Source organism: Flagellimonas marina (assembly GCF_042651185.1).
Taxonomy (GTDB): Bacteria; Bacteroidota; Bacteroidia; order Flavobacteriales; family Flavobacteriaceae; genus Flagellimonas; species Flagellimonas marina.
In genome coordinates, this window is sequence record NZ_JBHSCL010000003.1 from 126,453 (window position 1) to 150,741 (window position 24,289).

A 24,289-nucleotide genomic window follows, 5' to 3' on the forward strand; every position below is an offset into this window, starting at 1 on the left:
GTAGACAGTTAAAAGGCGCTACCTTTACATTTTTTGGTACAAAGCCTGAAGACGCTCTGGTGTCATTATGGATTTCCATTCCTTACCAAGCGCATTTTCCCAAAGGGCATCCAATCCCAAGGCAACATTTATCATAACATCAAAATCGGTCTGAGTAAGGTTGGCACAAACGTCTTTAGGTATGTTGATGGCATGCTTTTCAACCATTTTCTTGAAGAGTGCTACACCTTCTGGATAAAATTCTTCCAAGTGTTGAAAGACCATACAGTTTCCAACCCCGTGTTTAATTCCGAGGAGGTAAGACAACCCGTAGCTCATGGCATGGGCAATCCCCACTTGTGAATACGCAATGCTCATGCCCCCGTGCCATGAGGCCATCATTAGCTTATCACGAGATTCTTCATCTGGAATATCTTCTAAAAACACATCTTTACAAAGTTCTAGCGCTTTCTCACCATAACTCTGACTAAAGGCATTTAAATAAGTTCCCGTTAAAGATTCTATACAGTGGATGTAGCAATCCATACCCGTGTAAAACCACTGTTCTTTGGGTACGGTTTTGGTGAGATCAGGGTCAAGCAAAACCTGATCATAGGTGGTATAATCTGAATTGATACCTAATTTCTTTTCGGGCCCCAACAAAACCGTTGTACGGGAAACTTCTGCTCCAGTACCGCTGATCGTGGGAATTCCAACATGATAAAGCGCAGGTTTATGCACCAAATCCCATCCTTGATACTTTTCGGCAAGCCCTTTGTTGCTCAACAGAATGGCAACGGCTTTTGCCAAATCCAGAAGCGTACCACCTCCTATTCCAATAATTCCCGAAGGTTGCTCATCATATTCTTCTTTGATCATTTTGACCAACGCATCCACTTGTGCCGTCTTTGGTTCTTCATCAGCGGAAACGAAAATGATCTTATCATTGAACATCAATGGAATTTGTGCAACCAAATCCCGGGTTTCAAAATAATCATCTATCAAAAAGATGAATGGTGCATCTGCATTTTTTCGTTTCGGCAACAATATTTCACCCAACTGCGAAAAACTTCCTTGTCCAAAAACTACGCGAGGTACCATTGGAAAATTGCGATACACTGTTTTTTGGTGCGATGTAATCTCTTCTTTTTTCAAGTTGCTTTCGGTCTTCAATGTTTATTCAAATACTTTAAAATATCCTTTAGGTTGTTGAGTTTGAGGTGGCCGTTTATTTGTTCTGTTTCAGAAACCATTTCATGGGCCCAAGTGGTATGAAAAGGTACATGTACAGCTTTGGCACCAATATTCAAGATAGGTAATACATCTGACTTTAGAGAATTCCCAATCATTAAAAATTGATCTACTTGGATATTTAAATGCTCCAAAAGGTTGCTGTAATTGCTTTCTTTTTTATCACTGAGCACCTCCACATGGTGAAAATATTTAGAGAGACCCGACTTTTCCAATTTGCGTTCTTGATCGAGAAGATCTCCTTTGGTAAGTACGATCAATCGGTATTTGTCCACCAATGCCGATAGCACCTCTTCCACACCATCCAGCAGTTCTACAGGGTGGGAAATCATATCCTTTCCCAATTTCAATATTTCGGAAATGGTTTCTTGGGGAACCCTGTTGTTGGACAGTTCCAATGCCGATTCTATCATGGAGAGCATAAAGCCTTTTATACCATACCCATAGATTTCAAGGTTGTCCATTTCTTTTTTGAACAGTTCTTGGTCCACCTTGTTCTTGGTTTCATATCCTTCCAATAAATCGGCAAAACGCTCTTCGGTTTCCCTAAAATAGGTTTCGTTCACCCAGAGAGTATCATCAGCATCAAAGCCGATTACTTTTATATTGCTAAAATCTACTTCCATGCTTTTACGGCTCGTTCTAAATCTTCGGGGGTATCAATTTCAATTCCGGTAACGTGGGTTTCCACCATTTTTATTTTTTTTCCATATTCCAAAAATCGAATGGCCTCAATTTTTTCCTTGGCTTCCAAGGGCAGCATGGGCAATCTTTGAAAATCCATCAACGCCCTTTTTCTAAAGGCATAGATTCCTTTGTGTTTGTAATATGTGGCCTCAACTTCTTTATCGCGAGGAAACGGTATAGGGGAACGGGAAAAGTAAAGCGCACAATTTTGATTGTCCACTATAACCTTCACTGTGTTGGGGTTTGAAATTTCCTCCCAATCGGTGATGGGGGTCATTAATGAGGCCAAATCTATTTCTTCCATTTCATCTTTTTTGAAAACCTCAATAATTTTCCCAAGACTTTCACCGTCAATGAAAGGTTCATCCCCTTGTACGTTGATTACAATATCCACATCCATATCCTCCACCGCCTCGGCGATTCTATCACTTCCGCTTTGATGTTCCTTTTTGCTCATAATGACGTTACCTCCAATTTCTGAAATAACATCTGAAATTATAGAACTATCAGAAACCACATATACGGCATCAAATAGCCCCGTGTTAATGGCTGCTTCGTATGTACGGACAATGACCGGTTTTCCGCAAAGGTCCTGCATTAATTTTGCAGGGAATCTTGAGGCTTGGTACCGAGCCGGGATCATGGAAATTATTCTCACTTTTTTGAACTATTGATTGATGTTATTGTTTTGCTTTAGGTCGCAATTTGCGATAAATCCTAAAGATGAAAATCAAAATTATGATTACCAAAATTGCCGCAATGGGTGGCACCAAAATCGAAGCGGTTGAAACGACCACAGCAGTGCCTGTTTCAACTGTTGATACGATAGGATTGGCTATTCCACCTGTTGTTACAGTGGAGGTCAATCTGCCCGTGGCATTCGCTCCCTTAATGGCGGTTGCTGTTCCTCCTCCAGCTATAATGGCCAACGACCAAGTTACCACAGGATCTAAGTTGGCCACAGTGGAAACCATAACTGCGGTTCCTGCAATTCCCGCCAAGGGGATGGCCAAACTGTCCAAAGCATTGTCCACCCAAGGGATAAAATAGGCAAAAATCTCAACCAAAGTAGCCACACCCAAGGTAATCAATGCAGCTAGACTTCCTATCCATTGCCAATTGGCGTTCAGTTCCCATACGCCCAAATATGCTGCAAAACTAAGGGCGAACAAGGGCAAAAAAACCCTAAACCCCACTGAGGCGGCGAGGCCAATGCCCAAAAATATACTTATTATGGTGTCTGGAGTCATATTCATGGCATGGTCTAAAATAGGGTATTCCTAGTCAAGAAAAAAATCATCCTTAAAACCAATTAAAAAGAGTTGCTGCTTGGCCCGGGTCACCGCTGTGTAGAGCCAACGAAGATAATCTTTGTCCACACCATTGGGCAGATAGGGCTGTTCCACAAATACGGTGTTCCATTGCCCGCCTTGCGACTTATGACAGGTGATGGCATAGGAAAATTTTACTTGCAAGGCATTAAAATACTTGTTGTTCTTTACCCCCAAAAACTGTTTGTATTTAGATTTTTCATGGGCATAATCCTTCATAACCTCTTGGTAGAGCCTATTGCCATCTTCATAGGAAAGTGAGGGGGTCTGCGCGTTAATGGTGTCCAACATTAGCACTGTCTCAAACGGTTTTTGATTGGGATAATCCACCATTTTCACCTTTACCTCGGCAAATCGAAATCCATACAATTCTTTGATCGCGAAAAGTTCCAGGATTTCAATGATATCCCCATTGGCAATGAAACCGGCCTCCGAAGTGGGCTTCAACCAAAAATAGTTGTTCTTCACCACCATCATATAATCCCCAACAGCAATATCATTGTCCAAAAAGAGGATACGCTCCCTAATGTTCTGATTGTACAGGTTAGCTCTTTTATTGGACCGTACAATAATCACTGTCTCTTCCTTGCCATTTTCACTGTACGATGAATCAATGGCTTCTTGAATTTCCATTCCTTCAATGAGCCTTTTAATATCCGTAAAGGGTCCTACTTCAAACTTAAAACCATCAAAAAACTCACCTTGCAGTTGTTCTCTTAAGTTAGTTGCATTGTGAAGAATACCGGAATCATCGCTCTGGCGCATCACTTCATCCAACTCCAAATACTTTACCTCCTTATTATAGTTTAGGGAAAGTCGGTCTTCCTCCAAAGCTGGACTGAGTTCAAGCTTTACGGGAGGTAACTGTGCGGTGTCTCCTATCAAAACCAATTTGCAATTATGACCTGAATGCACATAAAACATAAGGTCATCCAGTAATGATCCATTTTCAAAAAGCTTGGAATCTGCAGGGGTGTCCGGAATCATAGAAGCCTCATCCACAATAAAAATGGTATTCCTATGCTTATTGGGCGCCAAGACAAACTGCACACCACCACCAGCTTGCTTTTTAGGATAATAAATCTTCTTGTGAATGGTAAAGGCCTTATTCCCGGAATAAACGGACATGACTTTGGCCGCCCTTCCAGTTGGGGCCATAAGAATGGAGCTCATTCTAATCTTCCAAAGACTGCTTACAATGGTGGCTACAATCGTAGTCTTACCTGTACCGGCAAAACCTTTTAATAGAAAAATCTCATCATTTGCACCATCTACCACAAATTGGGACAGCTTTTCCAAGGCCATTTCCTGTTTTAGGGTTGGGGAATGGGGAAATTTTTGGGTTAAAATCGATAAAAAATTAGATGCTGTGGGCTTGTCCATGGGCTCCTAAAGATAGCATGGTTTTTTAAAGCAAAAAGTTTCGTGATTAAAAAAAAATTGTAGATTTGTCTGTAACCACTAAATTAACTTAGAAAGACAATAGCAGATATGTTAAACTTAATTCTTATTGTAGTATTAATATGCCTTCTGACCATAGGCCTTGTTTTCCTGATTGACAGGTTTTTACCCCAAAAAGTTAAGCCCGTACTTGTAATCCTTTTTGGACTTTTGAGCATTTTTCTGGGCTATAAAATCTACCAATCCGTTAATGCACCCATTGAATTTAACAAAGTTCGTCAAGAAAGATTTTCCCAGGTTATTTCCAAATTGAAAGATATTAGGGATGCCCAAGAAGCTTACAAGACCGTTAACGGTAAATATGCGGACAACTTCAACAGCCTGATTCAGTTCATCGATACTGGAAACTACACCATTACTACGCAAAGAGATTCTTCTTTCATGCGTTATGATAAGGTATATCAAATTGAGCTTCAACAAGACACCACCATCATTGACACCCTTGGACAGGTTAAGGTGAAGGATTCTCTTTTTGGGGCCGATGATCGTTATAAGAGTATGATGAATGTTCCTTTTGCCCAAAATGATGAAAAGTTTGAAATGAAGGCTGACATCATCGACAAAAGTGGTTACAAAGCTCCTGTTTTTGAGGTGAAGGTCAAAAAGAACGTTGTACTTTACGACCAGCCTGAAGATTTATTGGCAAGGGAGAATGCCCACCAAAGTGTAGAGGAAGTCAACGGAACCGAAATAAAAGTTGGTTCACTTACCGATGTAAGTACAAATGGTAACTGGCCTCCCATCTATGACAGAAAAAACAACTAGGATAGTACAATCCGAAGAAAATAACACCTTTAGAAAATTGTCCATTCAAGTCGGCTTGAATGGACTTTCTTTTTGTGTGCTGGACACAATATCAAACAAAATCCTTGCATTTGAGAAAGTGTCCTTTAAAACCCCTTCCACTCCGTATTTGATGCTCAAGGAATTGAAAGCAATTTTAAATCAAAAGAGTGATATTGGGAGTAACTTTTCCGAAGTGGTGGTCATCCACAAAAACAATATGTTCAGTTTGGTTCCAAAACCACTTTTTAACGTTGATGAACTTCCCAATTATCTAAAGTTCAATGCTAAGATAATGGCAAATGACCTTATTGCTTTTGATGAAATTCCCAATCAGGAGATGGTTAACGTTTATGTGCCCTACACCAACATCAATAACTATATCTTTGACCTTTTCGGTGAGTTTGAGTTCAAGCATAGCGGTACAGTTCTGATCAACAAACTGCTAAACCAAACCCGGGTTTCCCCAGAACCCATATGCTATGTTCAAGTCGCTGAAAAAGAAATGGAAATGATGGTGGTTTCAGAAAAAAAACTAACCTTCTACAACCAGTTTGAATTCAAGACAAAAGAAGATTTTCTTTACTATTTGTTGTTCAGTTTAGAGCAATTGCAGATGAACCCTGAAAAGATTCAATTGAAATTGTTTGGCAAAATTGAGGAAGGTGACCCTATTTATGATCTGTGCTACCAATACATAAAACACATTTCGGTTTTCATCCCAAACAACCCTTCCTTACCTTTGGATGAATTGGAGAACGACGCCATTGATTTTTCCATACTTAGTGCCCTGTAATGCGAATTATATCGGGAAAATATAAAGGCAGAAGACTTATTGCCCCTAAGAAACTTCCCGTTCGCCCTACAACCGATATGGCCAAGGAAGGCCTCTTCAACATTTTGAACAATCGCTATTATTTGGATGAACTCAGGGTTTTGGACCTGTTCTCGGGTACGGGCAATATCAGTTTTGAATTCGCTTCAAGGGGTACGGAAGATATTATTGCCGTAGATGGGTTTGCAGGCTGTGTACAGTTTATTTCCAAAACAGCGCAAGAATTGGGTTTTTCCATCACACCCATTAAATCGGATGTGTTTAAATATCTGCAGCGAACCCCGGAAAAGTTCAACCTTGTTTTTGCCGACCCTCCCTACGATTTTGAAACAACGCAATTTTTGAACATTGCCGATCTTGTCTTTCAAAATGAATTCTTGTTGGAAGATGGCCTTTTAATCATTGAACATTCAGACCAGACGGACTTATCCAAGCATGAACATTTTACGGAAAGTAGAAAATACGGTGGGAGTATTTTTAGTTTTTTTGAATAAAAGCAGGCCATAAGCCGGATTCTGTCGAGCCTTACCATTTATCTAGACTTTTGGTTGCCCAAAAGCTCTAACCGCCTACCCTCCAGCTTGGGCGTGCAGCCCTTAAAACGCTGGTTTACGTGACGTTTCACCGCATAGAGTTTACCTGATTTCACTACAGCCGAACTGTACATCCTTTCTGTTGCACTGGTCCTCGCCTTTCGACGGACGGGCGTTACCCGCTATGCTGCACTACGGTGTCCGGACTTTCCTCCCCAAAGGTTATCGGAGCGATAAGGTGGCCTGCTGACCGCAAAGGTAACCTAATTGTTAATAAAAAAAGGGCTAGAATAGGGTGTATTGATAGCTTTGCGAGTAGCTATTTTTATATTTGTAGTAATACAATCTTTTCCCAGATTTTGGAACCTTTTGTAGTATCAGCGCGAAAATACCGTCCCCAGACATTTAAGGATGTTGTGGGCCAGGAATCCATTACCAATACCCTGCTGAATGCCATTGAGAATAACCACTTGGCGCAAGCCCTTTTGTTCTGTGGCCCCAGAGGTGTGGGTAAAACCACTTGTGCCCGAATTCTCGCCAAAAAAATCAATCAAGATGGTACTGAACGGGAAGATGAGGACTTTGCTTTCAACATCTTTGAGTTGGATGCAGCTTCTAACAATTCAGTGGATGACATCCGAAGTCTTATTGACCAAGTTCGTATACCCCCGCAGGTTGGAAAATATAAGGTCTACATCATAGACGAGGTCCACATGTTGTCCCAATCGGCATTCAATGCTTTTTTGAAGACCTTGGAAGAACCGCCAAAGCACGCCATCTTTATTTTGGCCACTACAGAAAAGCATAAAATCATTCCCACCATCCTGTCCCGATGCCAAATATTTGATTTTAAACGTATTACTGTAAAGGATGCCGCGGATTATCTAAAATATATCGCTGAGCAGCAAGGGGTTGAAGCGGAAGAAAGTGCATTGCACATCATTGCTCAAAAAGCGGATGGCGCCATGCGGGATGCACTTTCCATTTTTGACCGCGTGGTGAGTTTTTCTGGAAAGCAGTTGACTCGAAAAGCTGTGACGGATAATCTCAATGTGCTTGATTACGACACATACTTCTCGGCAACAGATTTGATTTTGGAAAACAAGATTCCGGAGCTTTTGGTACTTTTCAACAAAACCTTGTCTCTTGGTTTTGATGGACACCATTTTATCACAGGATTGGCTTCACATTTTAGGGATTTGATGGTATGTCAACATCCCGACACCCTACCCCTATTGGAAGTGGGTGAAGATGTACAAAAACACTATCAAGAGCAGGCGAAGAAAACATCAAAAGAATTCTTGCTCAAAGCCATAGATATGGCCAATGATTGCGACCTTCAATACAAAACCAGTAAAAATCAGCGGTTGTTGGTAGAACTTACCTTAATGAAATTAGCATCCATCACTTTCGATGGAGAAAAAAAAAACGCTAATTTCATAATCCCCGCTTCCCATTTTACTTCTAATTCCACCAAAAATGGAACAGTAGTACCCAAAACAAATGGTACCTCTCCAAAACCGGTTGAAGAGCAGAGCAAAGAAGAAATTGTTGAAGTTGCAGAACCACAAGAAGTTACTGTTCAAGAACCAAAGGAAAATTACCAGCCAGCCAAAAAGATTCAAATAAAGAACCCTGAGAAACGGGTTTCTGGTCTCTCCTTGTCCAGTATCAAAGCAAAAAAGGCCCACGAACAAACCAAGTCTCCAGATGTTCCCCATGAAGAGCTACCAAGTGAGTCCTTCACTGAGGCCGATATGCAACAGCATTGGGACGATTTTGTCCATATCCTAGAAGGCAAAGGCCGAAAAATCTTGGCCAGTAATCTTCAGACCGATGTACCCAAACTTAAAAATGAAAACACCATTTGGATTGAGCTGCCCAACAGCACCATGAAAAAGGAAGTAGAACGGGAACAAAGTCTAATGCTGGACCACCTCAAACAAAAACTGAACAACTATTCTATTACACTTCACATTACGGTAAATGAAGAGGTTGCAAAGAAATTTGCCTTTACACCACAGGAGAAGTACGAAAAACTTAAAGAGAAAAATCCGGCCATAGACCTTTTACGGAAGGAGTTTGACCTTGATTTCTAAGCTGCTTTCCCCAATACTCCTATCTTTGCACCACAGAATTTAAACATACAAACATGTTAGGGCTTAAACTACCTACGGACCCACGTTGGGTAAACATTGTTGAAAAGAATATAGAAGAAATCCTGACCGACCATGCCTATTGCGAGCAAAAAGCAGCGAGTACGGCCATATCCCTCATCATTGGTTTCCCTGAAAAATCAGAATTGGTAAAGGAAATGACCGCTTTGGCTCGTGAAGAAATGGGGCATTTTAATATGGTCCATGATAAAATTTTGAAACGTGGTTGGGTCTTGGGGCGCGAGCGTAAGGACGAATATGTTTTGGAGCTGATGAAATTCTTTCCTAAAGGCGGAAGTCGTGATACCCATTTGGTGCACAAGTTGCTGTACGCGGCCTTGATTGAAGCTCGAAGTTGTGAGCGGTTCCGGTTACTTTCTGAAGAAATACAAGATGAAGAGCTCTCCGAATTCTATCGCAATCTTATGGCCAGTGAAGCCAATCATTATACCATGTTCTTAAAATTTGCCCGTAAATATGGTAATAAGGAAGAGGTGGATAAAAAATGGCAAGACCTTTTGGAGTATGAAGCCAGCTTAATGAAAGACTTGGGCAAAAGAGAAACCATGCACGGCTAGTTATTGATAGTACAACGTTTTGATCATTCCATCGGCCAAACCAATTTTAGGGACGTGAATTTTCTTCGCCTTGCTCCATTTGGCGGCATTCAAAAAGATTTTGGTGGCGGGAATGATAACATCTGCTCTATCTTGGTTTAGTCCCAATTCTGAAACGCGATCCTCATAATCCATACTATTCAAAAAGTGGTATTGGGCATTCAACCAGATGTAGGACAACGGCTGCCCCACTTTTCTTCCCGACATTTTATGAAGCTTGTTGATGTTTCCACCTGAACCGATGATTTCAACCTTGTTTTCCACGTTCATATTTGAGGTAATCCATTGTTTGATTTCATCCCAAACCGAATCCTTCACCAAATCATTTAGAATACGAACGGTTCCTATCTCAAATGACCTGGACATAATAGGTTTTCCTTTGTCAAAAATAGTAAACTCCGTGCTTCCTCCCCCAACATCCACATACAGATAGAATCGGTCATTCTGGATAAGGTCTTTTAAATCCGTGGAAGCAATGATGGAAGCCTCCTTTTTACCATCAATTATCTGGATTTGCACCCCAGACTCCTTTTGTACTTTTTCAATAACTTCTTGGCCGTTTTTGGCTTCACGAAGTGCGGAGGTAGCACATGCCATGTACTTTTCAACACCGTAAACCTGCATCAAAAGGTCAAAGGAACGCATGGTTTTTACAAGGCGCTTTAGATTGTGTTCTGATATCTCCCCTCTTAAAAACGAATCCTCACCCAAGCGCACAGGTACCCGCACCAGTTCACTTTTTTTGAATACGGTTGGTTTTTCTTTGTGTTCAATAACATTATGAATCAATAACCGTATGGCGTTTGACCCAATATCAATAGCAGCAAATTTTCGTATGACCAAGTTAGGAGGTATTAGGATTCCAGCTTATTTTGATAATAGTAGTACATTTCAAATTGAGATCGTAACTCGGGCTCGTTCTCATCTCTTTTTCTATAGGCGTTGTCCTGCTTATCCGAAAAAATGCGAGCTTTCAGGTTATCCCTCCATGAAATATCAAAGGTATCCAATAGTTCCTGTCTTATATCGGGGTCATAAATAGGGCAGCCCACTTCTACCCTAAAATCGAGGTTACGGGTCATCCAATCTGCAGAGGAAATATAAATTTTGGGATTTCCTCCATTCGCAAAAATAAAGAGTCGGGGATGCTCCAAAAACTTATCCACAACACTTATGGCCTCAATATTCTCACTCATACCTTCAACTCCAGGAATAAGGCAACATATACCCCTAATGATCATTTGAATCTTTACCCCTGCCCTACTGGCTTCATAGAGCTTGTCCACCATTTTATATGACGTAAGACTGTTCATCTTTATCTTGATATACGCTTCTCTCCCAGCTTTTGCATTGGTAATTTCCTTATCAATCAACTTTAGGAAAGTAGACTTGGTGTAATGGGGCGATACAATGAGATGTTTGTACTTGTTGATTTTATAATTGGTTTCAAAGAAGGCAAATACTTTACTCATATCTTTTAAAATGCCTTCATGGGCTGTGAACAATGTATAATCGGTATAAATTTTAGCCGTGGATTCATTAAAGTTACCTGTACTAATAAACCCGTAGCGTTTTATACCTTCGGCCTCTTCCCGTTCAATCATACAGATTTTACTGTGCACTTTTAAACCAGAAACACCAAAAATCAATCGGATTCCCTCAGCTTGCAACTGGTTCGCATACTCAATATTGGCCTGCTCATCAAAACGGGCCTGTAATTCAATCTGCACGGTGACCTGTTTTCCATTTTTCACAGCATTGATCAATGCAGATGCAATCTGACTATCACTTGCTAGTCGATATACCGTAATCTGTATCGTCCTAACCTTGGGGTCCAGGGCGGCTTCACGCAAAAACTTGGTAACATAGCTAAAAGTGTGATAGGGAGCATAGATCATATAGTCTTTGTGGGCAATCATTTCCAATAGACTTCCCTTCATACTGAGTCCCTTTACAGGTAGGGGATCTATTTTCTCATACATAAGGTCATGCCGTCCCAAACTGGGAAAGCCCATATAATCCCTTCGGTTGTGATACCGCCCACCAGGAATTACGCTATCCGTGCCCATAATGTCCATTTTCTCCTTAAGAAACTGTAGCGTGTCCTTATCAATTTTCTTGTCGTACACAAAACGTACGGGATCACTGATTTTCCGGTGCTCTACACTGGATGATATTTTCTCGATAAAACTCTTGCTCAAGTCATTATCAATATCGAGTTCTGCATCACGGGTAATCTTGATCATATGCGCTGTGATGGATTCAAACTCGAACATGGTGAAGACATTATCCAAACAAAAACGGATCAGGTCATCCAGAATAATGATGTAATTCTTGTCCCCTTCTTTGGGCAATACCACAAAGCGATCAATTCCTTTTGGAATTTCTATAAGTGCGTACCGGTTGTGCCTGCCCTTTTCAGAGCCGTTTTTCATTACGATTTTAACGGCCAAATAGGCAGCAGTGTCCTTCAACAAAGGAAACTCGGTAAGATCGTTCAAAATAATGGTCATCAACTCTTGGTTGACCTTGCTAAAGAAATAATCCCGTATAAACTCTGCCTGACTTTCACTTACTTCATTCTCATTGATGATGAAGATATTCTCAGCGGCAAGTTCATCCTCTATTCCCGTAAAAATTTCCAGGCTCCTGGCCTGTTGTGCAATCACTATTTTGGTGATCTCCTCTAAAAGGTCATTGGCTTTTTCACCCCCCAATACACTTTTGCCGCTTTTCCCAGCATCCACAATACGCTTTACCGTAGCATATCTCACCTTGAAAAATTCATCCAAATTATTACTGAAGATTCCCAGAAACCGAAGACGGTCAATCAGTGGTACGTTGGGGTCATCACATTCCTGAAGTACCCGTGCGTTAAAATGTAACCAACTGATTTCTCTATTTATATATTCATTCTTTGTTTTGACCATTTATTGTTTTAAGTCTTTAGGAAAGATTGTTTTTTTAGTGGTTCCCTTTGAAATTTTAGACCAATCGTCCACATCGAATGTGACGTGGACCAGCCCAGCGGTGGGAACGTTCTCAATATACTGATCTCCCCAAGTATTTGCAAGGGATGTAAAGGCATAATTGTGTCCAAAAATCGCCACTGTATCCCATTCGTTGTTCAATCGTTTTATAAAGCCATCCACACTATCCCCAGAAAAGTCATAAAGATGTTTGTCCACCTTAAAACGGGTAAGGTCAAAATCAATATCCCTTAGAAAAATCATACTTGTGTGCAATGCTCTATTTGCAGGGCTGGAAAAGGCAAAGTCGATAACCGGTCCACTCTCCTTGAATGCCTTTGCAACCAAGTGGGCATCTTTTATACCTCTTTGTTGGAGTGGTCTATCCTTGTCCGAGACCTCATACTCCCAAGAGGATTTGCCGTGCCTCATTAATATCAATTGTTTCATTCGCGTTGAATTAGGGTGCCAAACGTTCTATTTTCCAGTCGTAATCCTCTTGAAGAGTGTATCTGATTCGGTCATGTAACCTATTGGGACGTCCTTGCCAAAACTCCATGGAAATGGGCCTTATCAAATATCCTCCCCAGTGTTTTGGCCTCTCAATAGACTTACCTTCGTATTTTTTTTCCAAAGCTTCCAGTTCCCTTTCCAAAACTTCGCGGGAGCCTATCACTTCACTTTGGTTGGAAACCACAGCGCCCAATTGACTCCCAACGGGTCTCGACTCAAAGTAACCATCTGAAAGATTTTCGGCTATTTTTTCCGCTGTGCCTTTTATAATCACCTGACGTTCCAAGTTGGGCCAAAAAAACGAGAGGCAAACTGAAGGGTTCTGGGCAATGGCCTTTCCCTTCTCGCTATTATAATTGGTGTAAAAAATGAATCCTTCGTGGGTATACTTTTTAAGCAGCACCACCCTACTCTTTGGAAAACCGTCTAAGCCTATGGTGGAAATGGTCATGGCATTGGGTTCATCCACACCTTCGGTTGCTTCAACTTCATAAAACCATTTTTGAAACTGCTCTAGGGGGTTTTCTTTAATAGCCCCCTCTGTCAAGCTGTTTTTTTCGTATGATTTCCTATAGTTGCCCAAGTTTTTTTGCATGATGTGAATTTCGGTAAAATTCAAATGGCAACAAAGCACGGTGAATGGAAAAGTTATGCTTTTTGAGTTTTCACCTAAATTGGTTTCAATGAGTTATTTGTCACGTAGAACATATGTGGGAAATCTATTATTTGGGATTTCTCAATCAAAGCTTCACTTTTTATTTCGAAATGACCGAAAAACTCACAAACTGAAGATTTTACCATCATCTGATAGCTCCACATTCGGAAAAACCTGCTGTGCTTCCTCCCTAAAAAGTTCCAAAGACTTGTATCGCGTGGAATAGTGCCCCAATATCAATGTATCCACATTAGCTTTTTTGGCAATCTGGGCTGCTTGTTTAGCGGTGGAATGTTTTGTTTTGGCACACAAATGTTCCTCCGTTTCCAAAAAAGTGGATTCATGATATAAAGCATCCACGTTTTTTATAATAGGTACTATGGATTCTTTGTACACCGTATCACTGCAAAAAGCATAGCTTTTGGGCTTTGGAGGTGGTAAGGTTATTTGCTTGTTAGAAATGACCTCCCCGTTTTTGGACAACCCATCTGCGCCGTTCTTTATTTTGTTGAACTGGCTCTTGTCTATTTCAAATTTTCTGGCCATTTCAATATCCAGCGTCCGTGGAGCAGGCTTTTCCTGAAACAAAAAACCATTGGTATAGACCCTATGTTCCAAAGGAATGGTGCGCACACTTATTTTTTCATCCTCAAACAGCAATTCAGATTCCTTGGAATCCAATTCATGAAAAACCAGAGGGTAATTGGTCCAACTATCACCCAATTTTAGGAGAAGTGTAACAGCCTCTTTAATGCCTTTTGGGCCATAAATGTGCAGTTCGTTCTCCCGACCCAGCAGTCTAAACGTAGAAACCAGTCCTGGCAATCCAAAAAAATGGTCACCATGCAAATGTGAAATAAAAATATGCTTGATTCTGGAAAATTTGACCTTGTATCTACGTAACTGTACTTGGGTACCTTCACCACAATCAATCAAAAAAAGATGATTTTTTGCTTCGAGCACCTGGGAGGTGGGATTGGTAAAGGTTCTTGGGGTTGCTGAATAACAGCCCAGAATGGTAAGCTTCACGAATAATTGAAAATTAAAACGGAAAGTTACTAATTGAAATTGGAAAATAGATAATTGGGTGCTTAGATTCTTGGATAGCTGGACTCAGGGTCAGAAGTTGGAAGTCGGAAGTCAGAAATCTGATGTCCGATTTCTAAATTCCGAGATCACGTTCTATTTCTTCCATTTCAATGAGGTCTTTGGCTTCTTGAATGGTAGGCACCACGCTGATTTCATCCGGAACTTCATCATAAGAAACCTTATCAGTTACCAAAACAAAGGATTGCCCAGAAGCTTTATGGGTGTTGGAAATATCCAAAAACTCTAAAATATCTGCCTCTGTCAGTTTTTTAAAAGAAAAAAGATTAATAATAATATTGTCGTGCTTGATTTTTGGATAGGCGTTGTTCAAATTTTCCATGAAGGTGGAAAGTGAAGTTTTCTCTTGAAAAACGATTGTGGTTGTGCCCTCTTTGTCGAAAATCATATTAGTTGATTTTTGATGCCAATAAATATAATACTGCCATACGGATGGCCACCCCATTCTCCACTTGGTGCAGAATTATGGATTGATCAGAATCCGCAACATCACTTGTAATCTCTACACCCCTATTGATTGGTCCAGGGTGCATAATCACAATTTGTTTATCCAAGCTGTCCAGTAGCTGTTTGTTCACCCCAAATTGTTGGGTGTATTCCCGAGTGGAAGGAAAATAACTGATATCCATCCGCTCATTCTGAATACGGAGCATGTTGGCCACATCACACCATTCCAAAGCTTTTCTCAGGTTGGTTTCCACGGTAACCCCGAGCGATTCAATATACTTTGGAATCAATGTCTTGGGGCCGCAGACTTTTACGTTGGCTCCTTGCAACTTTAAGGCAAAAATGTTGGAGAGTGCCACTCTAGAATGGAGAATATCCCCCACAATGACCACATTTTTTCCACCTACATCCCCAAATTTCTCGCGAATCGAATACGAATCCAACAAGGCTTGGGTTGGGTGTTCATGGGCTCCATCCCCAGCATTGACAATGGATGCCTTAACATGTTTTGACAGGAAAATCCCTGCTCCCGGATTGGGATGTCGCATCACCACCATATCCACTTTCATAGACAGGATATTGTTGACCGTATCGATAAGGGTTTCCCCTTTTTTCACGGAAGATGATGCCGCAGAAAAATTAACTACATCGGCGGACAAACGCTTTTCAGCGAGTTCAAAGGAGAGTCGTGTTCTTGTACTATTTTCAAAAAAGATATTGGCGATGGTGATATCGCGAAGCGTAGGCACCTTTTTAATAGATCGGTTAATGACCTCCTTAAAATGGTCTGCGGTTTCAAAAATGAGTGCGATATCCTTTTTGTTCAGATATTTTATTCCCAACAGGTGATTTACACTCAATTCACTCATTTCAACTTATTTACTTACCAAATATACCATGTCTTCACCATCATTTTCCTCCCACATCACCTTTACTTTTTCTTCATTTATTGCATCTACTTGCCTACCTCGATAATTAGGTTGAATGGGCAAATGTCTGCTAAAACGTCGGTCAATCAGCGTTAATAATTCTATACTTTTGGGTCTGCCAAAAGACTGAATGGCCGTTAAAGCTGATCTAATGCTCCTTCCTGTGTAGAGTACATCATCAATAAAGACCACTTTTTTATCTTCTACTAAAAAGTTCATTTTTGTGGAGTTGGCCTTTAAAATTTCTCCTCTTCCAAAATCATCCCTAAAAAAGGTGATGTCCAAAAATCCAAGGGGTATATCCTTCACCTTATACTCCTCTTTGAGAATTTTAGCAAGCCTTTCCGCCAAAAAAATACCTCTTGGCTGAATGCCGATAAGGGCGGTATTCGAAAAGTCTAAATGGTTTTCCAACAGTTGACAAGCCAACCGGTGCAGTATGATGTTGATTTCTTTTGAAGTAAGCAGTACTCTTTGACTCATATGCTATGCAACCGACTCTGTTGAATGCAAAAGTAAACAATTCTTTAGAATGCAAAAGGCATAAAAAAGCCCCGACTGTTTCCAGCGGGGGCTTTTTGTGCTATTGGGAAAACCTGATTACTTTTTCTTGGAATCAGCTTCCATTTTATCCTTCAATGCTTGCAATTGTGAATTGGCATCACCAAGGGTCGGTGCTGCTTCATCTGAAGATGAAGACCTTTTCTTGGCGGCTTTTACATTCTTCTCTTCTTGCTCTCTAAAGATGGCAGTGTGGCTGGCCACAACGCGTTTAAAATCTTTGTTGAACTCGATGATCTTGAATTCTGCCTCTTCTCCTTTTTGAAGTTTCTTACCATCTTCTTTTTCCATGTGACGTTGCGGAACGAATCCTACAATGTCCTCATTGAAGTTGATGGTAGCTCCCTTGTCAACCACTTCAGCGATAGCTGCTTTATGGATGGTTCCTTCAGCAAATTCTTCAGAATACTTGTCCCAAGGGTTCTCTGTGGTTTGCTTATGACCCAAACTCAACTTACGACCTTCAACATCCAATTCCAATACTTCAACCTCCAAGGTGTCACCTACGGTCACAAACTCAGATGGGTGTTTGATTTTCTTGGTCCAAGAAAGGTCAGAGATATAGATCAAACCGTCGATTCCTTCTTCCAACTCCACAAAAACACCAAAGTTGGTAAAGTTTCTAACGATTCCTTTGTGTTTAGATCCAACAGGATACTTGGAAGTGATGTCTGTCCATGGGTCTGGAGACAATTGCTTGATGCCCAAAGACATTTTACGATCTTCTCTATCCAGGGTCAAAACAACCGCTTCAACCTCGTCACCAACGTTTACGAAATCCTGGGCAGAACGCAAGTGCGTGGACCAAGACATTTCAGAAACGTGGATAAGACCTTCAACACCTTCGGCAACTTCAATAAAGGCACCGTAATCTGCGATTACAACGACCTTACCTTTTACTTTGTCACCAACTTTGATCTCATCTCCAAGGGCATCCCATGGGTGTTTCTCCAACTGCTTAAGACCCAATTGGATTCTTGATTTGTTATCATCAAAGTCAAGGATAACCACATTCAATTTCTGATCCAACTCAACAACTTCGTTGGGGTGGTTGATACGGCTCCAAGAAAGGTCGGTAATGTGAACCAATCCGTCCACACCGCCAAGATCGATAAATACACCGTACGATGTAATGTTCTTGACGATACCTTCCAATACTTGGCCTTTCTCCAATTGACCAATGATTTCTTTTTTCTGCTCTTCGATATCGGCCTCGATCAACGCTTTGTGCGATACCACTACGTTCTTGAACTCGTGGTTGATTTTCACCACCTTGAACTCCATGGTCTTCCCTACGTACTGATCGTAGTCACGAATAGGTTTCACATCGATTTGGGAACCGGGCAAGAACGCCTCAATTCCAAAAACGTCAACGATCATACCACCTTTGGTACGGCATTTAACGAAACCAGTAACGATTTCTTCTTTGTCATGGGCGTTGTTAACACGCTCCCAAGCTTTGATGGTCCTTGCTTTTCTGTGGGACAATACCAATTGACCGGTCTTGTCTTCACGGATATCTATAAGTACCTCAACTTTGTCACCCACTTTAAGATCGGGATTGTAGCGGAACTCGTTCAGCGAAATAACACCTTCAGACTTCGCGTTGATGTCGATGATAGCTTCACGGTCGGTCATGTGAACCACTTTTCCTTCCACTACTTCCTCATCGGCAGTGTCCACAAAATTTTCCTCTACAAGTGTTTCAAATTCCTTGAGCTTTTTGTCATCTACGCGCTCAATTCCTTCTTCGTACTTTTCCCAATCAAAATTCTCAAGATACTCCTGTGGGTCTTGTTGGGGTTGGGTTTCTTTTTTTGTTTCTGGTGCCGCAGTGGTCTCTTCAACCTCTGCAACGTTTGCTTTTTCTTCAGCCATGTGCTGACCTAAAATTTGTATTCCACGTTTTATAAGAGCTGGCAATTACCGCGGAAGTGGTTTTTACATTTGATTTTCAGTTCCTTTTTCCTCTTACTGCTTTGCTAAAAAAGGAGTGCAAAAATACAATTAAATTCTTGATTCACAAAGTATCTGCTCCAAAGGTTTGCAATGAAAAAAGTATTACAAAAATTTAATAGTGGAATGTTACCATAATGGTTATCTTGAAAGTCTTAACTATTAACTGTAAATATTGCATTATGAGTGTAAAAGCAAAGTATCAACCCGTATTGGATCTAGGTCAAAAATTGAACATAAAGGATGGGGATGTTTCTGAGGAAAACGGCGTCCTAAAAATAAAGGGGCAAGCTTCCACCCAATATGAGAAAAACCTGCTATGGGACAAAATCAAGGAAATCGGCGGACAAAGCCCATCCGATATTAAAGCCAACATTACCGTTGCGGATGAATCTGTCTACGCCCGACATACCGTAAAAAGCGGTGAATCTTTAAGCAAGATTGCCAAGCATTATTATGGTGACCCCATGAAATACAAGCAAATTTTTGAAGCAAATACAGATCAGTTGAAGAATCCAGACTTGATTCATCCAGATCAGGTGTTGGTAATCCCGAATTTGTAGAATAGTGTCAGTTCGAGTCTGCCTTTGACGGCAGACAGGCGCAGTCGAGATATACTTGAGTTCTCGACTGCGCTCGAACTGACAGTATGCAACAATCAAAAAGCGCCCTTGTGGCGTTTTTTGTTTTTGGGAAGCTCTAAAGGAAAAATGCTACCTTAACTTGCCCTTGGAAATGAATTGTTGAAACGATTCATATCTTAGAACTGGGGTACATCTATAAACCAATATGGCGATGGAATGAAAAATTTTGAGGAACGATTAAAAGGCGGGCATCCAAATTCTTTGGGAAATACCATTGAAATTGTTGAAGAAGTTTTGGCTGAAAACAAACACTTCAATGAACTTTTTAATTGCTATTTCAGTGATGATGAAGTTGTACGGCTCCGGACTTCAAACGCAATAAAACGGATTTGCAAAGCGAAGAAATCGATTTTAATTCCATACATAGACCAGTTTTTAACAGAGATTGCCCAAATTGACCAAGCTTCAACCCAATGGACTTTGTCCCAACTGTTTGAAATGCTTGAAAAAGATATGACTGAAAATCAAATTGAAGAGGCGAAAAAAATCATGAAGCGAAATCTCGCAAATCACAACGACTGGATTGTACTGAACGAAACAATGGCCACGCTAACCAAATGGTCTAAAAAGGACACGAAGCTAAAAGATTTTATTGTGCCTCACTTGGAAAGATTGACAACAGATGGACGAAAATCTGTTTCGGGTCGAGCGAAAAAAATGATTGCACAATTAGAAAAAGACTAACTCCCGGTGTGTATGGCATACTCAGTACAAGTGTTAAAACAACCTGTTGTTGTTTGGTGCAGAAACACCTGTGCTGAACTTCATGATTTTAGGCTCGATTCCACTTTTCCTAGAAGCTGATAAAACAGGCCTTTGACTTACCAAACCATTTAACCCTATTCTTTGAAGCCAAGTTGTAGAGGGTGTCCCGAATAATGAGCGGTACATAGGCCAATACATGTGCGACCAAACGCCATTTCGGAATTTTTTCTACAATTCTTAAAAAACCATCGGAATGGGTATGGTACCCCAACTCATCTACGAGGATTACCGTAGTTAGCTCTTCGGTTGGGAAGCCTTGGGCCAACAGTATATCATGCCCCTTTGGAGATTGAAAAGGAACCAACTCAAATACATTATGGGGAGCTAAACGTATCAACCAACCAATAACACCGTTGCATAGATTGCACTCTCCATCAAAAACTATGATACTCTTTCCCATAAGGATTGGTTTTCTACTAGGTCAGTCGGAAAGCCCTGGGGCACATTTCATAGCAAGCACAATTTTCATAAAGATTTATGATTTGGGAAACTCTATTTATGGGCTATTTTGTGTGAAAAAGGCTAACTTCACGCCTGTCTGCGGACAGGCAGGTATCGGTCGATATGATTCATTCAAGAACGAATCATATCTTACAACGATACGTGAAATCCTAAAAACAAACGTCCTCTCAATCATCCTATATATCCAAAATAGACATCCATCAATTTCCACACTACGATAGAAGCAGAACTTACTATCTTCATTCAGGATTAGAATTCATGTATCAATATCTTCTTGAAACCAAAATATGATCTGCAAACACCTACAACCCATTGAACAACTCATCCTTGAAAAAGGAATCAAGGAAACGTATCGAGGACAAGTTTGGTCTAAAAACTGTCGAGAGTGGGTGTACTACGACTGTTTTATCGATGCTGTTTCACTCTCCGAGAGATTAGATTTGGATGAATGTGTTGAAATCCATAAACATTTGGGAACACATGATGGCAGCGAATACGGCTTTTATTGCAGCGAACACCATGATGGCGTAATGGGTGTTTTCCCAGAAAGGAACAAGGGAAAGTTAATCGTTGACTAAGTTTTAGAACCCTGTTCTACCCGAGTTACTTATTCTTGCTTTCAATCACCCGTTTGGCAAATTCGTGGATACGCTCAAATTGTTCTTCCTGTGACTGACGCTATTTTACGTCTAGGCACCTTTTTGTTTGTTTCGTGTTTTACGAATTCAAATACCCCCTCCCTTAATTATAGCTGGATTTTTTGGTTGAAAAATTCTAACTTCACGCTTGTCTGCCGACAGTCATGTACCAGCGCTGAACACGTTTCGGTATCGTTGGATATAAATCACCTGTGTTGAGTGCAGTCCAAGTGTTAAAACGGATTCATATCCTTGAAGTTGTAGCACATAATGACCAAAAAGAAAACGCTATGAAATTATATGTATGGTACATCCTATTAGTATTTACAACTCAAATCACTTTTGGGCAAAAATCGAATACTAGTGAATTGTCTGATTTTATTGGAAGACTTTATGTAGAAGGAAAAATACACGGAGGTGTTTTAATTGCAAATAGCGAAGACATAATTTACAAAGACGCATGGGGAATTGCGAAAAAAGAAGACCATACTTCACTAAATGGCAATGAACTGTTTTCGATAAATAGTATGGGAAAAATGTTTACTTCTATTCTAATTTTACAATTGGTAGATGAAGGGATTATTTCTTTAGATGACAACCTCAATGATTTGCTCAAAGATTTCAAACACCCAGAAGCTTCTGAAATAACACTACATGATTTATTGGCTCATCGTTCTGGAATTAGGGATTATTTTCTTTTACAGCTGAATGGTGAAATGCCTTTTGACATTAGTAAAGAAGAAATGCTAATAGAAGTGGCTAATATGGACCTAAAGTTTAAACCGGGAACAAAGTTTAATTACAGTAATACGGGTTACATATTACTCAGTCTAATAGTTGAAAAGTATAGAGAGAAAAACTTCTATGAGGTAATGGAGGAAAGAATTTTCAATGTTCTGGAAATGAAAAATACTTTTCCAAAGTCTGAACTTGACTCAAATCAAGTATCTGATTATTTTAAAAGTGATGGAAGTATCGACAAATTAATAGGTGATGATTTCGGAGGTGATGGTGGTGAAATATCGACCTTGGAGGATATGCATAAATTCATGTCGGCTTTGGGTTCTGTGGAGCTATTGTCACCTCAAATGTGGACTTTGGCATTTACACCTCATTCATTTCCAAAAGAAGTCCCTGAAGATGCTTGGCCACCACCACACCAAGACCCATATGGATATGGATTTTCAATCATGGAACTACCTTATGATAATACTAATAGTGCAAAAGCAGTTGCGCATGGTGGTGCTGGAATGGGTAGCAGTTTTGCAATTCGCTACATAGATAGTGAACGTATAATCATTAATTGGAATAATATGTTTAAAAATCCAATACTAATTGACCTAATTAATTTTTTAGCTGTAAACTGATAAAAAGCAATTGCTGTAACTCGATGATTTTCAGCTCGATGTAAACCTGAAGGCAGGCAGGCTTGAAAAGTTAAGTGCTAGCCCCGCTACTACTCTTAGCCGAGACCGGTACTTGATTCAAAAAATCACTTTTCCCTCAACCCTCCTTCGCAATCACCCGTTTGGCAAATTCGTGGATACGCTCAAATTGTTCTTCCAGACCCATATTGCTATTATCAATCAAGCATGTATGAATCCAAAAAGCATATCCATCAATTAGGCTATGGTTTTTATGGTGAAAAACTTGACTTTCACTAAACACATAAAACTCGGTAAAACTATGTTCGGTTTATTGGTAACCATCAATCTAAAAATGATAAAGTTTTTGATCCTATTTGTTGTCTTAACAAATAACTTGATATCCGCTCAAGAAAAAGATTCTTTACTTAATGAGATTAGAAGAAATTATTCTGAAATAAGAGCCCAACTTGACTCTTATGAAACCACCAAGATTGAAATACGGGGCCAATCAGCTGAAGGTGGACAGGCAACAGCCTACTATAGTGTTACCGAGATTAAATTAATAGAAGTTGTGTTGCTGGGAGAGTCAGGCAAAAAACATATTGAATACTATTTTAATGATGGTGAATTAATCTTCGCATTTGAACAAAATTTCACATACAACCGACCTGTTTACAAGAACGAAAATATAGATAAGGAAAATGAAAAAAATGAAGTATTTGACTATAAAAAAACAATAATTAAAGAGGATAGGTACTATTTTGAGAATGAAAAACTTTTCCTATGGCTTGATAACAATAAGCTGGAACAAGACCTAACAATCGAGTCAAGATTTTGCTTGGAAAATAGAATTATTGCCCATTGTTATAAATTAATGCATAAGCTGGAACCCTAGACACTATCCCTTTGTACCCGAAGTCAAAATTGCCTTTTTATCTTTTATTGGCAATAACCCGTTTGGCAAACTCATGGATACGCTCAAATTGCTCTTCCAGACCCATATCGCTGTTATCAAATTCTATGGCATCCTTGGCTTTTTTAAGAGGTGAAATACTTCGGGTGGAGTCAATGCGGTCCCGTTCCTGAACATTTTTTAAGACTTCAGCAAACGTGACGTTCTCCCCTTTCTCCAACAGTTCCTTATAGCGACGCGTAGCACGAATTTCAGCGGAAGCGGTCATAAACAATTTTAGTTCGGCATCTGGGAAAACCACTGTACCAATGTCCCTACCATCCATAACAATGCCCTTGTCCTTGCCCATTTGTTGCTGCATCTCCACCAACTTGGTGCGTACCTCACCAATAGCCGCTACTTTACTCACTTGTCGGGAGACTTTCATGGTGCGGATTTCCTGCTCCACGTTTTCACCGTTCAGGTACATTTCAGAACGGCCCGTTTCTTTATTTGGTACAAACTTCAACTTGATTTTTGGCAACTCCTTAACCAACCCAGCAATATCATCTTTGGTTCCGATGTACCCATTATCCAAAGCATAAAGCGTAACGGCACGGTACATTGCACCGGTATCCACATATATATAGCCCAAAGCGGTGGCCAAACGTTTGGCGATAGTGCTTTTTCCAGTTGAGGAATAGCCATCAACGGCGATTGTAATTTTTCCCATTGGAGCAAAAATAATGGA

26 protein-coding genes and 1 other RNA gene are annotated in these 24,289 nt (G+C 40.4%); 10 read left to right on the plus strand and 17 right to left on the minus strand.

Annotated features, from left to right (window positions below; all coding sequences use genetic code 11):
* Positions 1-24: 24 nt before the first annotated feature.
* From ACFOWS_RS02975 to ACFOWS_RS02995, 5 genes are read right to left on the minus strand one after another with little or no spacing between them, the layout of a single operon-like run.
* Positions 25-1,152: an iron-containing alcohol dehydrogenase family protein gene (locus ACFOWS_RS02975; RefSeq protein ID WP_379762474.1), complete on the minus strand. Its 1,128-nt coding sequence runs from the start codon at positions 1,150-1,152 to the stop codon at positions 25-27.
* Entirely contained in the window at positions 1,149-1,856 is a 708-nt protein-coding gene (locus ACFOWS_RS02980; RefSeq protein ID WP_366591013.1) for an HAD family hydrolase, read from the minus strand. Before ACFOWS_RS02980 ends, ACFOWS_RS02975 begins: the two co-directional genes overlap by 4 nt.
* Positions 1,847-2,560: a 3-deoxy-manno-octulosonate cytidylyltransferase gene (kdsB, locus tag ACFOWS_RS02985; RefSeq protein ID WP_379762475.1), complete on the minus strand. Its 714-nt coding sequence runs from the start codon at positions 2,558-2,560 to the stop codon at positions 1,847-1,849. Before kdsB ends, ACFOWS_RS02980 begins: the two co-directional genes overlap by 10 nt.
* 37 nt (positions 2,561-2,597) lie before the next feature.
* Positions 2,598-3,167 carry a DUF4126 domain-containing protein gene (locus ACFOWS_RS02990; RefSeq protein ID WP_379762601.1) on the minus strand — a complete coding sequence of 190 codons (570 nt, stop codon included), beginning with the start codon at positions 3,165-3,167 and terminating at the stop codon, positions 2,598-2,600.
* A 30-nt stretch (positions 3,168-3,197) separates the two neighbouring features.
* Entirely contained in the window at positions 3,198-4,631 is a 1,434-nt protein-coding gene (locus ACFOWS_RS02995) for an ATP-dependent DNA helicase (protein WP_379762476.1), read from the minus strand.
* 108 nt (positions 4,632-4,739) lie between these two features.
* Between ACFOWS_RS02995 and ACFOWS_RS03000 the strand changes: the two genes are divergently transcribed.
* The 3 genes from ACFOWS_RS03000 to ACFOWS_RS03010 are packed head-to-tail and all read left to right on the plus strand — an operon-like array spanning position 4,740 to position 6,821.
* A complete protein-coding gene (locus ACFOWS_RS03000) occupies positions 4,740-5,474 on the plus strand; it encodes a hypothetical protein (RefSeq protein WP_379762477.1) in 735 nt (244 codons plus the stop codon).
* Positions 5,455-6,288, plus strand: a complete 834-nt coding sequence (locus ACFOWS_RS03005; protein WP_379762478.1) for a DUF3822 family protein — start codon at positions 5,455-5,457, stop codon at positions 6,286-6,288. The genes ACFOWS_RS03000 and ACFOWS_RS03005 overlap by 20 nt, the downstream gene beginning before the upstream one ends.
* Positions 6,288-6,821 (plus strand): RsmD family RNA methyltransferase, encoded by a 534-nt coding sequence (locus tag ACFOWS_RS03010; RefSeq protein ID WP_379762479.1) that lies wholly within the window; start codon positions 6,288-6,290, stop codon positions 6,819-6,821. The genes ACFOWS_RS03005 and ACFOWS_RS03010 overlap by 1 nt, the downstream gene beginning before the upstream one ends.
* Here the strand turns inward: ACFOWS_RS03010 and rnpB are convergent.
* Positions 6,817-7,110: RNase P RNA component class A (gene rnpB, locus ACFOWS_RS03015), an RNA gene on the minus strand. The genes ACFOWS_RS03010 and rnpB overlap by 5 nt on opposite strands.
* A gap of 109 nt (positions 7,111-7,219) precedes the next feature.
* Here rnpB and ACFOWS_RS03020 point away from each other — a divergent pair.
* On the plus strand, positions 7,220-8,959 hold the full coding sequence (locus ACFOWS_RS03020; protein WP_379762480.1) for a DNA polymerase III subunit gamma/tau: 1,740 nt from the start codon (positions 7,220-7,222) through the stop codon (positions 8,957-8,959).
* A 53-nt stretch (positions 8,960-9,012) separates the two neighbouring features.
* Positions 9,013-9,594 carry a tRNA-(ms[2]io[6]A)-hydroxylase gene (gene miaE, locus ACFOWS_RS03025; RefSeq protein ID WP_366591007.1) on the plus strand — a complete coding sequence of 194 codons (582 nt, stop codon included), beginning with the start codon at positions 9,013-9,015 and terminating at the stop codon, positions 9,592-9,594.
* On the opposite strand, the gene ACFOWS_RS03030 is transcribed toward miaE, so the two are convergent.
* The 9 genes from ACFOWS_RS03030 to rpsA form a co-directional block, all read right to left on the minus strand.
* On the minus strand, positions 9,595-10,476 hold the full coding sequence (locus ACFOWS_RS03030) for a Ppx/GppA phosphatase family protein (protein ID WP_379762481.1): 882 nt from the start codon (positions 10,474-10,476) through the stop codon (positions 9,595-9,597).
* 11 nt (positions 10,477-10,487) lie between these two features.
* Positions 10,488-12,563, minus strand: coding sequence for a polyphosphate kinase 1 (ppk1, locus tag ACFOWS_RS03035; RefSeq protein ID WP_379762482.1), 2,076 nt, complete (start codon positions 12,561-12,563; stop codon positions 10,488-10,490).
* On the minus strand, positions 12,564-13,052 hold the full coding sequence (locus tag ACFOWS_RS03040) for a SixA phosphatase family protein (RefSeq protein WP_379762483.1): 489 nt from the start codon (positions 13,050-13,052) through the stop codon (positions 12,564-12,566).
* Positions 13,053-13,062: 10 nt separating this feature from the next.
* Positions 13,063-13,710: a pyridoxamine 5'-phosphate oxidase gene (gene pdxH / locus ACFOWS_RS03045; RefSeq protein WP_379762485.1), complete on the minus strand. Its 648-nt coding sequence runs from the start codon at positions 13,708-13,710 to the stop codon at positions 13,063-13,065.
* A gap of 183 nt (positions 13,711-13,893) precedes the next feature.
* Positions 13,894-14,799, minus strand: coding sequence for a ribonuclease Z (locus tag ACFOWS_RS03050; protein ID WP_379762486.1), 906 nt, complete (start codon positions 14,797-14,799; stop codon positions 13,894-13,896).
* Positions 14,800-14,932: 133 nt separating this feature from the next.
* Entirely contained in the window at positions 14,933-15,265 is a 333-nt protein-coding gene (locus ACFOWS_RS03055; protein WP_366591001.1) for a ribonuclease Z, read from the minus strand.
* Between the two features lies 1 nt (position 15,266).
* Complete coding sequence (locus ACFOWS_RS03060; protein ID WP_366591000.1) at positions 15,267-16,193, minus strand: aspartate carbamoyltransferase catalytic subunit; 927 nt, start codon at positions 16,191-16,193, stop codon at positions 15,267-15,269.
* A gap of 6 nt (positions 16,194-16,199) precedes the next feature.
* Positions 16,200-16,736 carry a bifunctional pyr operon transcriptional regulator/uracil phosphoribosyltransferase PyrR gene (gene pyrR / locus ACFOWS_RS03065; protein ID WP_366590999.1) on the minus strand — a complete coding sequence of 179 codons (537 nt, stop codon included), beginning with the start codon at positions 16,734-16,736 and terminating at the stop codon, positions 16,200-16,202.
* 117 nt (positions 16,737-16,853) lie between these two features.
* Entirely contained in the window at positions 16,854-18,692 is a 1,839-nt protein-coding gene (gene rpsA / locus ACFOWS_RS03070; protein ID WP_379762487.1) for a 30S ribosomal protein S1, read from the minus strand.
* Positions 18,693-18,952: 260 nt separating this feature from the next.
* Between rpsA and ACFOWS_RS03075 the strand changes: the two genes are divergently transcribed.
* Both ACFOWS_RS03075 and ACFOWS_RS03080 read left to right on the plus strand, forming a co-directional pair.
* A complete protein-coding gene (locus tag ACFOWS_RS03075) occupies positions 18,953-19,333 on the plus strand; it encodes a LysM peptidoglycan-binding domain-containing protein (protein WP_366590997.1) in 381 nt (126 codons plus the stop codon).
* A gap of 237 nt (positions 19,334-19,570) precedes the next feature.
* Entirely contained in the window at positions 19,571-20,098 is a 528-nt protein-coding gene (locus ACFOWS_RS03080) for a hypothetical protein (protein WP_379762488.1), read from the plus strand.
* Between the two features lie 109 nt (positions 20,099-20,207).
* Here the strand turns inward: ACFOWS_RS03080 and ACFOWS_RS03085 are convergent, their stop codons facing one another.
* Positions 20,208-20,579 (minus strand): thiol-disulfide oxidoreductase DCC family protein, encoded by a 372-nt coding sequence (locus tag ACFOWS_RS03085; RefSeq protein ID WP_379762490.1) that lies wholly within the window; start codon positions 20,577-20,579, stop codon positions 20,208-20,210.
* 349 nt (positions 20,580-20,928) lie between these two features.
* Here ACFOWS_RS03085 and ACFOWS_RS03090 point away from each other — a divergent pair, with 349 nt between their 5' ends.
* From ACFOWS_RS03090 to ACFOWS_RS03100, 3 genes are all read left to right on the plus strand, one after another.
* A complete protein-coding gene (locus tag ACFOWS_RS03090; protein ID WP_379762491.1) occupies positions 20,929-21,219 on the plus strand; it encodes a hypothetical protein in 291 nt (96 codons plus the stop codon).
* Positions 21,220-21,494: 275 nt separating this feature from the next.
* Positions 21,495-22,646 carry a serine hydrolase domain-containing protein gene (locus ACFOWS_RS03095; protein WP_379762492.1) on the plus strand — a complete coding sequence of 384 codons (1,152 nt, stop codon included), beginning with the start codon at positions 21,495-21,497 and terminating at the stop codon, positions 22,644-22,646.
* 319 nt (positions 22,647-22,965) lie between these two features.
* A complete protein-coding gene (locus ACFOWS_RS03100) occupies positions 22,966-23,541 on the plus strand; it encodes a hypothetical protein (RefSeq protein WP_379762493.1) in 576 nt (191 codons plus the stop codon).
* Between the two features lie 37 nt (positions 23,542-23,578).
* Here ACFOWS_RS03100 and cmk read toward each other — a convergent pair whose 3' ends face one another.
* Positions 23,579-24,271: a (d)CMP kinase gene (gene cmk, locus ACFOWS_RS03105; RefSeq protein ID WP_379762494.1), complete on the minus strand. Its 693-nt coding sequence runs from the start codon at positions 24,269-24,271 to the stop codon at positions 23,579-23,581.
* Positions 24,272-24,289 lie beyond the last annotated feature (18 nt).

Excerpts from the sequence above, each read along its gene's own strand:
- ACFOWS_RS02980 (WP_366591013.1), bottom strand. The coding sequence starts at position 1,856 with ATGGAAGTAGATTTTAGCAATATAAAAGTAATCGGCTTTGATGCTGAT.
- kdsB (WP_379762475.1), bottom strand. The coding sequence starts at position 2,560 with ATGATCCCGGCTCGGTACCAAGCCTCAAGATTCCCTGCAAAATTAATG.
- ACFOWS_RS02990 (WP_379762601.1), bottom strand. The coding sequence starts at position 3,167 with ATGACTCCAGACACCATAATAAGTATATTTTTGGGCATTGGCCTCGCC.
- ACFOWS_RS02995 (WP_379762476.1), bottom strand. The coding sequence starts at position 4,631 with ATGGACAAGCCCACAGCATCTAATTTTTTATCGATTTTAACCCAAAAA.
- ACFOWS_RS03000 (WP_379762477.1), top strand. The coding sequence starts at position 4,740 with ATGTTAAACTTAATTCTTATTGTAGTATTAATATGCCTTCTGACCATA.
- ACFOWS_RS03005 (WP_379762478.1), top strand. The coding sequence starts at position 5,455 with ATGACAGAAAAAACAACTAGGATAGTACAATCCGAAGAAAATAACACC.
- ACFOWS_RS03010 (WP_379762479.1), top strand. The coding sequence starts at position 6,288 with ATGCGAATTATATCGGGAAAATATAAAGGCAGAAGACTTATTGCCCCT.
- miaE (WP_366591007.1), top strand. The coding sequence starts at position 9,013 with ATGTTAGGGCTTAAACTACCTACGGACCCACGTTGGGTAAACATTGTT.
- ppk1 (WP_379762482.1), bottom strand. The coding sequence starts at position 12,563 with ATGGTCAAAACAAAGAATGAATATATAAATAGAGAAATCAGTTGGTTA.
- ACFOWS_RS03040 (WP_379762483.1), bottom strand. The coding sequence starts at position 13,052 with ATGAAACAATTGATATTAATGAGGCACGGCAAATCCTCTTGGGAGTAT.
- pdxH (WP_379762485.1), bottom strand. The coding sequence starts at position 13,710 with ATGCAAAAAAACTTGGGCAACTATAGGAAATCATACGAAAAAAACAGC.
- ACFOWS_RS03055 (WP_366591001.1), bottom strand. The coding sequence starts at position 15,265 with ATGATTTTCGACAAAGAGGGCACAACCACAATCGTTTTTCAAGAGAAA.
- ACFOWS_RS03060 (WP_366591000.1), bottom strand. The coding sequence starts at position 16,193 with ATGAGTGAATTGAGTGTAAATCACCTGTTGGGAATAAAATATCTGAAC.
- pyrR (WP_366590999.1), bottom strand. The coding sequence starts at position 16,736 with ATGAGTCAAAGAGTACTGCTTACTTCAAAAGAAATCAACATCATACTG.
- rpsA (WP_379762487.1), bottom strand. The coding sequence starts at position 18,692 with ATGGCTGAAGAAAAAGCAAACGTTGCAGAGGTTGAAGAGACCACTGCG.
- ACFOWS_RS03075 (WP_366590997.1), top strand. The coding sequence starts at position 18,953 with ATGAGTGTAAAAGCAAAGTATCAACCCGTATTGGATCTAGGTCAAAAA.
- ACFOWS_RS03080 (WP_379762488.1), top strand. The coding sequence starts at position 19,571 with ATGAAAAATTTTGAGGAACGATTAAAAGGCGGGCATCCAAATTCTTTG.
- ACFOWS_RS03085 (WP_379762490.1), bottom strand. The coding sequence starts at position 20,579 with ATGGGAAAGAGTATCATAGTTTTTGATGGAGAGTGCAATCTATGCAAC.
- ACFOWS_RS03090 (WP_379762491.1), top strand. The coding sequence starts at position 20,929 with ATGATCTGCAAACACCTACAACCCATTGAACAACTCATCCTTGAAAAA.
- ACFOWS_RS03100 (WP_379762493.1), top strand. The coding sequence starts at position 22,966 with ATGTTCGGTTTATTGGTAACCATCAATCTAAAAATGATAAAGTTTTTG.
- cmk (WP_379762494.1), bottom strand. The coding sequence starts at position 24,271 with ATGGGAAAAATTACAATCGCCGTTGATGGCTATTCCTCAACTGGAAAA.